The following is a 9,150-nucleotide window of genomic DNA, read 5'->3' on the forward strand; positions in this document are numbered from 1 at the left end:
CCGTGCGTTCGCGGCTACCGCCGGGCGCTGCTCACGGCCGGCTCGCTCCACTGCTCGGGGACGGTGACCGGCGTCTCGGCGGTCTCCCGGGCGGGCACCCGCGGCAGCCGGTAGACCCACTCCTGGTAGAGCCAGCGGGCGGCCAGGAAGCCGACCGTCAGGCAGATCAGGCCGCCGACGGCGTCCATCCAGAAGTGGTTGGCGGTCGAGATGATCACCGTCAGGGTGGCCACCGGGTACAGCAGGCCGAGCACCCTGACCCAGGTCCGACGGGCCAGGAAGAAGATCGTCAGGCCGCACCAGGTCGACCAGCCGATGTGCATCGAGGGCATGGCCGCGTACAGGTTGGAGACGTGCGCGGCCGGGCCGGAGGCGAAGGAGCCCCAGGTGTGGTGCACCGCCACGGTGTCGATGAAGCCGCCGTCGGTCATCAGCCGCGGCGGGGCCAGCGGGAAGAAGTAGAAGCCGACCAGGGCGATGCCGGTGGTGACGAACAGCACGGTGCGGGCCGCGACGTAGCGGCCGGGGTGGCTGCGGTAGAGCCAGACCAGCACGCCGATGGTGATGATGAAGTGCAGCGTCGCGTAGTAGTAGTTCATCCCGGTGATGAGCCACCCGACGCTGTCCATGGCGTGGTTGATCGAGCGCTCGACGGCGATGCCGAGGTGCTGCTCCAACTGCCAGATCCAGCGCGCGTTCCGCTGGGCCACCGCCTCCTGCTCGGGGACGGCGTTGCGGACGATCGAGTAGATCCAGTAGCTGATCCCGATCAGCGCCAGCTCGAACCAGATCCGCGGCCGGGCCGGCGAGCGGCGCTGGTCGCGGATGCGGGCCCGCAGTGCGGCGGTGCGGGACTGGGCGGCACGGGTGGCTCCGTCGGGCAGTCCGGCCGTGCTGGCCTCGGCTGCCGCGGAACCGCCACCGTGGGCCGCGTCGGCGCGCACGGCGTCGCCTCGCTGGATCTCGGTCGGTTCCCCCATGGACGAGAAGTCTGCCAGACCGCTCGTAGCCGTCTGCTCATCCTCTGGAAGTGGATTCTTCACCGGCTGTCCCCCTCCAGGGGTAGGGGGCGGATCCCACCGGGGTAGGGGGTGCGATCGGGTCTGGGGGTCACCGGTGGGACGGACATACGTTCCATTGTCACGCGCTCCGCCGTCAGGGCGTAACCGGGGTCCTCGGGACGGCCGCCGGCCAGGAATTTCCCGGCCCGAAACCGTTTCTGCATCTTGCTGAAACATATTGCAGGCCGCTAGCTTCCTGGGAAATCGATCGCCCCTTCCCCTAAGGGAGCCCCTCAGTGACCGATGTCGCGCTCCGCCCCCGACGGAGCCGTCCCCGCCGCAGACCCGGCCGCACGGCCGTCCTGCTGGCCGCCGCGCTGACCGCCGCCACCCTCGGCGGCGCCCCCGCGGCCCTCGCCGCCGCCCCGCCGGCCCCGCCCTCGGACGCCGCCCTGGCGGCCACCGCCGGGCGGCACGACCTCACCCGCGAACAGTTCTACTTCGTCCTGCCCGACCGCTTCGCCAACGGCGACACCGCCAATGACACCGGCGGCATCACCGGCGGGCGGCTGGACAACGGCTTCGACCCGACCGACAAGGGCTTCTACCACGGCGGCGACCTGGCCGGCCTGATCCAGAAGCTCGACTACATCCAGGACCTCGGCACCACCGCGATCTGGATGGCCCCGATCTTCAAGAACAAGCCGGTGCAGGGCAGCGGCGCCGACGCGTCGGCCGGCTACCACGGCTACTGGATCACCGACTTCACCCAGGTCGACCCGCACTTCGGCACCAACGAGCAGCTCAAGGAGCTGATAGCCAAGGCGCACGCGCGCGGCATCAAGGTCTTCTTCGACGTCATCACCAACCACACCGCCGACGTCATCGACTACGCCGAGCAGCAGCACGGCTACCGCTCGACCGGCGCGTACCCGACCCTCGACGCCGACGGCAACCCGGTCGACGAGACCGCGGTCGCCGACGCCGGAGCGCCCTGGCCGAAGATCACCAGGAACTCCTTCCCCTACACCCCGGTCTTCCGCACCCCGGCCGACGCCAAGGCCAAGAGCCCGTCCTGGCTCAACGACCCGGCGCTCTACCACAACCGGGGCGACTCCACCTTCGTCGGCGAATCCGCCACCGAGGGCGACTTCAACGGCCTCGACGACCTCGACACCCAGAACCCCCGGGTGGTGAAGGGCTTCGAGCAGGTCTACCAGCAGTGGGTCAAGGACACCGGGGTGGACGGCTTCCGGATCGACACCGTCAAGCACGTCGACATGGCCTTCTGGCAGCAGTGGGCCCCCGCGCTCAAGGACTTCGCCGCCAAGCAGGGCAACAGGAAGTTCTTCATGTTCGGCGAGGTCTACTCCGGTGACCCCGCCGTCACCTCGCCCTACGTCACCAAGGGCCGGCTCCAGGCCACCCTGGACTTCCCCTTCCAGGGCGCGGCCCGCTCCTACGTCTCCCAGGGCGGCTCGGCGAAGAACCTCGCCGACGTCTACGGCCAGGACTACCGCTACACCGGCGCCGACACCGACGCCTACGAGCTGCCCACCTTCCTCGGCAACCACGACATGGGCCGCTTCGGCTCCTTCCTGCTCGCCGACAACCCGGGCGCCGACGACGCCACCCTGCTGAAGAAGGACCGGCTCGGCACCGAGCTGCAGTTCCTCACCCGCGGCCAGCCCGTCGTCTACTACGGCGACGAGCAGGGCTTCACCGGCGCGGGTGGCGACAAGGACGCCCGGCAGGACATGTTCGCCTCCAGGACCGCTTCCTACAACGCCGACCGGGTGCTCGGCGGCCCCTCCGGGTCGGCCGACCGGTACGGGCAGGACGGCCGGCTCTACCAGGGCATCGCCGGCCTGGCCAAGCTGCGCCACGACAACCCGGCACTGGCCGACGGCGCGCAGATCGAGCGCTACGCCGCCGACGGCCCGGGCGTCTACGCCTTCTCCCGGATCGACGCCGGGCAGCAGGTCGAGTACCTGGCGGCGGTCAACAATGCCACCGAGGCGAAGACCGTCACCCTGGACACCTTCTCGGCGGGCATGGGCTTCGACCGGATCTACCCGGCGGCGGGGGAGCGGGTCACCAGCGGCGGCGACCGCAAGGTGACCGTCACCGTCCCGGCGCTGTCCTCCGTGGTGTTCAAGGCGGGCGGCCGGCTCGCCCCGGTCGCGGCGGCGCCGCAGCTGTCCGTACAGCCGCCCGCGGACGGGTCCACCGGCCTCGTGACGGTCGGCGCCAGGACGGATGGCGGCGGCTTCGACCGGGTGAGCTTCGCCGCCCAGATCGGCAACGGGCCCTGGCGGACGCTGGGCACGGCCGACACCGGGAAGTACGCCGTCACCCAGGACCTGGGCGCCGTCGCCCCCGGCACGGTGGTGCGCTACAAGGCCGTCGTCCAGGACTCCAGCGGCCACCTGCGCTCCGCCACCGCGAGCTTCACCACCGGCACCCCCGCGCCGAAGCCGGTGCCCACCGCCGGCGCCCGCCCGTACGCCGTCGTCCACTACAACCGGCCGGACGGCGACTACGACGGCTGGAACCTCTACGCCTGGGGCGACCTCGCCGACGGCGAGGGCACCCAGTGGCCCGCCGGGCACCCCTTCACCGGGCGGGACGCGTACGGCGCCTTCGCGTACGTACGGCTCAAGCCCGGCGCCTCGGACCTCGGCTTCGTCGTGGAGCGGAACGGCGTCAAGGACGTGGACGCCGACCGCCACGTCGACCTCGGCACCACCGGCGAGGTCTGGCTGAAGCAGGGCGACCCGGCCGTCCGCACCGCGAACCCCGGCCCGGCGAACACCCAACCCCCGAACACCGCCGTCATCCACTACAACCGGGCCGACGGCGCCTACGACGGCTGGGGCCTGCACGACTGGACCGGCGCCGCCACCCCCACCGACTGGGGCAAGCCGCTGCTGCCGGTGCGCCGGGACGCCTTCGGCGCCGTCTTCGAGGTGCCGCTCGCCCCTGGGGCGACCAGCCTCAGCTACATCCTGCACAACGGCAACGACAAGGACCTGCCCGTCGACCAGTCGCTGGACTTCGCCGTCGACGGCAGGGAGGTGTGGATCCTGGGCGGCCGCGAGGGCTACCTGCTGCCGCAGAACCCCGCCGCCTCCGCGCAGTTGGACCTCTCCGGCGCCAAGGCCCAGTGGATCGACGCGAGGACCGTCGTCGTCCCGGCGAACTACGGTGCCACGGACCAGGCCCTGGCCGGCGGCACCAGTGCCCAGCTGGTCTACGACCCGGACGGCGGCATCCGCGCCGACAAGGGCGTGCTGACCAAGTCCGGCCGGTGGATCCGGCTCACCCCCGTCGCCGGCGGGCTGACCGACGCCCAGAAGGCCAAGTACCCGCACCTGAGCGGCTACCGGGCCTTCACCGTGGACGCCCGGGACACCGCCCGCGTCCCGGCCGCGCTGCGCAGCCAGCTGCTCTTCACCGAACACCTGCCCAGCGGCGCGGTGCTGGCCGGCACCGGGGTGCAGACCCCGGGCGTGCTGGACGACCTGTACGCCGGCCGCACCGGGAAGGTGGACTTCGGCCCGGCCTACTACGACGGCAAGGTCGCCCTCTCGCTCTGGGCGCCGACCGCCCAGCAGGTGTCCGTCCAGGTCTTCGACAGCGCCACCGGGGGGACCCCGAGGACGCTGCCGCTGAAGCTGGACGACGAGACCGGAGTCTGGGAACTCGTCGGTGACAAGCGGGAGTTGGACGGCAAGTACTACCTGTACCAGGTGAAGGTCTGGGCGCCCTCGGTGCAGCGGCTGGTGGTCAACACCGTCACCGACCCGTACTCGGTGGCGCTGTCCGCCGACTCCAGGCGCAGCCTGGTCGCCGACCTGGACGCCAAGGAACTGAAGCCCGCGGGCTGGGACGACCAGGCCCGCCCGGCGGCCGTCCCGCCGGCGAAGGAGCAGATCCAGGAACTGCACGTCCGGGACTTCTCGGTGGAGGACGGCACCGTCCCGGCCGCCGAGCGCGGCACCTACCAGGCGTTCACCGAGTCCGACTCGGCCGGGATGCGGCACCTGCGGGACCTCGCCAAGGCCGGGGTGACCACCGTCCACCTGCTGCCGACCTTCGACATCGCCTCGATCCCCAAGGACAAGGCGGGCTGGAAGCTGCCGCCCTGCGACCTCAAGTCCCTTCCGGCGAACGGTCCGAAGCAGCAGGAGTGCGTGGCCGCCGTCGCCGCCGACGACGGCTACAACTGGGGCTACGACCCGCTGCACTACAACGTGCCGGAGGGGACGTACGCCACCGACGCCACCGGGACGGCGCGCACCGTGCAGTTCCGGCGGATGGTCCAGGCGCTGCACGCGGCCGGGCTGCGGGTGGTGCTGGACGTGGTCTACAACCACACCGCCGCCAGCGGCCAGGACGACCACTCGGTGCTGGACCAGGTGGTGCCCGGCTACTACCAGCGGCTCGACGCCAACGGCAAGGTGACCGCGGACAGTTGCTGCGCCGACACCGCGCCCGAGCACGCCATGATGAACCGGCTGGTGGTCGACTCGGTGAGCCTGTGGGCCCGGGAGTACCAGGTCGACGGCTTCCGCTTCGACCTGATGGGCCTGGACCCGAAGTCCACCATGCTGGACGTGCAGGCCGCGCTGCGGAAGATGACCCCGGCCTCCGACGGCGTGGACGGCAAGAACGTCTTCCTCTACGGCGAGGGCTGGAACTTCGGCACCGTCGCGAACAACGCCCGGTTCGAGCAGGCCACCCAGGCCAACATGGCCGGCACCGGCATCGCCACCTTCGACGACCGGATCCGCGACGCCGCCCGCGGCGGCAACTTCATGCTGAGCTCCGCGCCCCAGCAGGGCTTCGCCTCCGGCCTGTACACCGACCCCAACGGCTCGGCGGCGAACGGCAGTCCGCAGGAGCAGAAGGCCCGGCTGCTGCACCAGATGGACCAGCTGAAGGTCGGGCTGACCGGCAACCTGGCCGGCTACTCCTTCACCGACAGCTCCGGCAAGGCCGTCACCGGCGCCCAGGTCGACTACAACGGCGCCCCGACCGGGTACGCGGCCAAGCCGGGCGAGGCGGTGGAGTACGTGGACGCCCACGACAACACCGACCTGTTCGACGCCCTCGCGTACAAGCTGCCGACCACCACCGCGCCCGCCGACCGGGCCCGGATGCAGGCGCTCGGGCTGTCGCTGACCGCGCTCACCCAGGGCGCGGGCTTCGCCCAGGCCGGCAGCGACCTGCTGCGCTCCAAGTCGCTCGACTCCAACTCCTACGACTCGGGGGACTGGTTCAACGCGATCCACTGGCCCGATCCATCGACAGGGGCCGTCCAGGGCAACGGCTGGGGCCGCGGCCTGCCGATGGCCAAGGACAACCAGGAGCTCTGGCCCACCGCGCGGACCCTGCTGGCCGACCCGCGGTTGACGGTCGGCGCGGCCGACATCCGGGCGACCACGGCGCAGTTCCAGGAGTTCCTGCGGATCAAGCAGTCCTCGCCGCTGTTCTCGCTGCCCACCCTGGCCGCCGTCCAGCAGCGGCTGTCCTACCCGCTCTCCGGCACGCCCGGTGAGACGCCCGGGGTGATCACCCTGCACCTGGACGGCACCGGGCTGGCCGGGGCGGAGCGGGGCGTCACGGTGGTCTTCAACGCCACGCCCACCGCGCAGACCCAGACGGTGGCCGCGCTGAAGGGGACGAGCCAGGCGCTGCACCCGGTCCAGGCGGGCGGGGTGGACCAGGTGGTGAAGCGGTCCGGATTCGACGGCGCCACCGGCACCTTCACCGTGCCGGGTCGCACCGTGGCGGTGTTCGTGCAGGGTTGATTCCGCCGCAGCCCGACTCCCGGGCCCCGCACCGCCGTTCGGGCGGTGCGGGGCCCGGTTCCGTTCCGGGCGCACTATGGCCGGAACACGGTGGTGGCACGGCCGGAAGTGTGATGTGCCCTCGGGGTGCGGCGCTGTCCGGGGCCCGGTGGGGCGGGCGGCGACCCGGCGCCCTGGTCAGTCACGTCCGGTGGTGATCGAACTTTGCCGGGGGCATGAAAACCGTGTTCAAGACTTCGTCATGACGTAACACAACAGGTGGAAGGCGCTGCATACGGTTTCGGTAAATAATCGGCCAATCGGTGGCATGCATCTGTCATTAGCGCCGCGTTTACTGCCACGATTCCTCCGGCTGCAGACGAGGGGGCCCCACCCCCCGGTGCAGCTGCTCCAGTTCAGGTGCAGCGCGTCCCGACCTGCAACGAACCCTGCACGACTCGTGAGCCAGCAATCGCACCCCCGTCGCACCCGGCGGGGGCCCCCACTGCGCCGCAACCGCGGCCCAGGTTCTCTCCCACCGCGCACGCCGGGGTTGATCCCCTCGGCCGGCCGGTCGGAAAAGGAGTCCGCATGTCACGTCACGCTCACGTCCGGAAGGCGGCGGTCGTCCTGGCCGCCACCACCGCACTGCTGGTCACCGGCATACCGGTGATCGCGCAGGCGGCCCCGGACGCGCCGACCGCCGTCGCCTCCCAACAGGCGAGCCGGGCCGCGCTGATCGCCTCGGCCAACCAGCAGACCACCTCGCTCGCCCAGGCGCTCGGCCTGGACGGCAAGGAGCAGCTGGTCACCAAGGACGTCGTCCAGGACGCCAACGGCGGCCGGCACCTGCGGTACGAGCGCACCTACGCCGGACTGCCCGTCCTCGGCGGCGACCTGATCGTCCACCAGGACGCGGCCGGCGCCACCAAGAGCGTGACCAAGGCCAGCGAGGCCGCCCTCGCCGGCGTGGACACCACCCCGGCCGTGGCCGCCCCGAAGGCCAAGGAGGCCGCGCTGGCCGCCGAGCAGGGCTCCGTCGACGGCGCGCCCCGACTGGTCGTCTGGGCCGCCGAGGGCACCCCGAAGCTCGCCTGGGAGACCGTGGTCAACGGCCGCGAGTCCGACGGCACCCCGAGCAAGCTGCACGTCGTCACCGACGCCAAGACCGGTGCCGTGCTCAGCAAGGCGGACGGCATCAAGCGCGGCACCGGCACCGGCGTGTTCGTCGGCACCGTCCCGCTGACCACCACCCAGAGCGGCTCGACCTACTCGCTCAAGGACGCCAGCCGCGGTGGCCAGTACACCACCGACATGGCCAACGGCACCTCCGGCAACGGCACGCTGTTCTCCAAGTCCTCCGACACCTGGGGCAACGGCCAGGCCAGCAACCGCGAGTCCGCGGCCGTCGACGCCCAGTACGGCGCCGCCGCCACCTGGGACTACTACAAGAACACCTTCGGCCGCACCGGCATCAAGAACGACGGCGTCGGCGCGATGAGCCGGGTGCACTACGACACCGGCTACGTCAACGCCTTCTGGGACGACAGCTGCTTCTGCATGACCTACGGCGACGGCAGCGGCGACACCCACCCGCTCACCGAGATCGACGTCTCCGGCCACGAGATGAGCCACGGCGTCACCTCGGCCACCGCCAACCTGAACTACTCGGGAGAGTCCGGCGGCCTCAACGAGGCCACCTCCGACATCATGGGCACCGGCGTCGAGTGGTACGCCAACCTGCCCTCCAACCCGCCGAACTACTGGATCGGCGAGCTGATCAACCTGAACGGCAACGGCACGCCGCTGCGCTACATGGACAAGCCCTCCAAGGACGGCACCTCGGCCGACTCCTGGTACTCGGGCGTCGGCAACCTGGACGTGCACTACTCGTCCGGCGTCGCCAACCACTTCTTCTACCTGCTGTCCGAGGGCAGCGGCGCGAAGACCATCAACGGCTTCAACTACAACAGCCCGACGGCCAACAACATCACCGTCACGGGCATCGGCCGGGACAAGGCGCTGCAGGTCTGGTACAAGGCGCTGACCGCCTACATGACCTCCACCACCAACTACGCCGCCGCCCGCACCGCGACCCTGAACGCGGCCACCGACCTGTACGGCGCCAACAGCGCCGAGTACAACGCGGTCGCCACCGCCTGGGCCGCCGTCAACGTCGGCTCGCTGCCCAACCCGGGCGGGGTCAGCGTCACCAGCCCGGGCAACCAGTCCACCGCGGTGGGCGGTTCGGTCAACCTGCAGATCAAGGCCTCGGGCGGGACGGCCCCGCTGTCCTACTCGGCCAGCGGCCTGCCGGCCGGCCTGGCCATCAACGCCAACACCGGTGTCATCAC

At 71.2% G+C, this 9,150-nt stretch carries 3 protein-coding genes; 2 read left to right on the forward strand and 1 reads right to left on the reverse strand.

What is annotated here, in order from left to right:
- Positions 1-14: 14 nt before the first annotated feature.
- Positions 15-980: a phosphatase PAP2 family protein gene (locus ABTZ03_RS03580; protein ID WP_350511194.1), complete on the reverse strand. Its 966-nt coding sequence runs from the start codon at positions 978-980 to the stop codon at positions 15-17.
- Between the two features lie 317 nt (positions 981-1,297).
- On the opposite strand from ABTZ03_RS03580, the gene pulA reads away from it, so the two are divergent.
- Both pulA and ABTZ03_RS03590 read left to right on the forward strand, forming a co-directional pair.
- Entirely contained in the window at positions 1,298-6,817 is a 5,520-nt protein-coding gene (pulA, locus tag ABTZ03_RS03585; RefSeq protein ID WP_350511195.1) for a pullulanase-type alpha-1,6-glucosidase, read from the forward strand.
- 570 nt (positions 6,818-7,387) lie between these two features.
- The coding region (locus ABTZ03_RS03590; protein WP_350511196.1) for a M4 family metallopeptidase at positions 7,388-9,150 on the forward strand (1,763 nt) is incomplete at its 3' end.

Source organism: Kitasatospora sp. NPDC096077 (assembly GCF_040303245.1).
In the GTDB taxonomy this organism is placed as follows: Bacteria; Actinomycetota; Actinomycetes; order Streptomycetales; family Streptomycetaceae; genus Kitasatospora.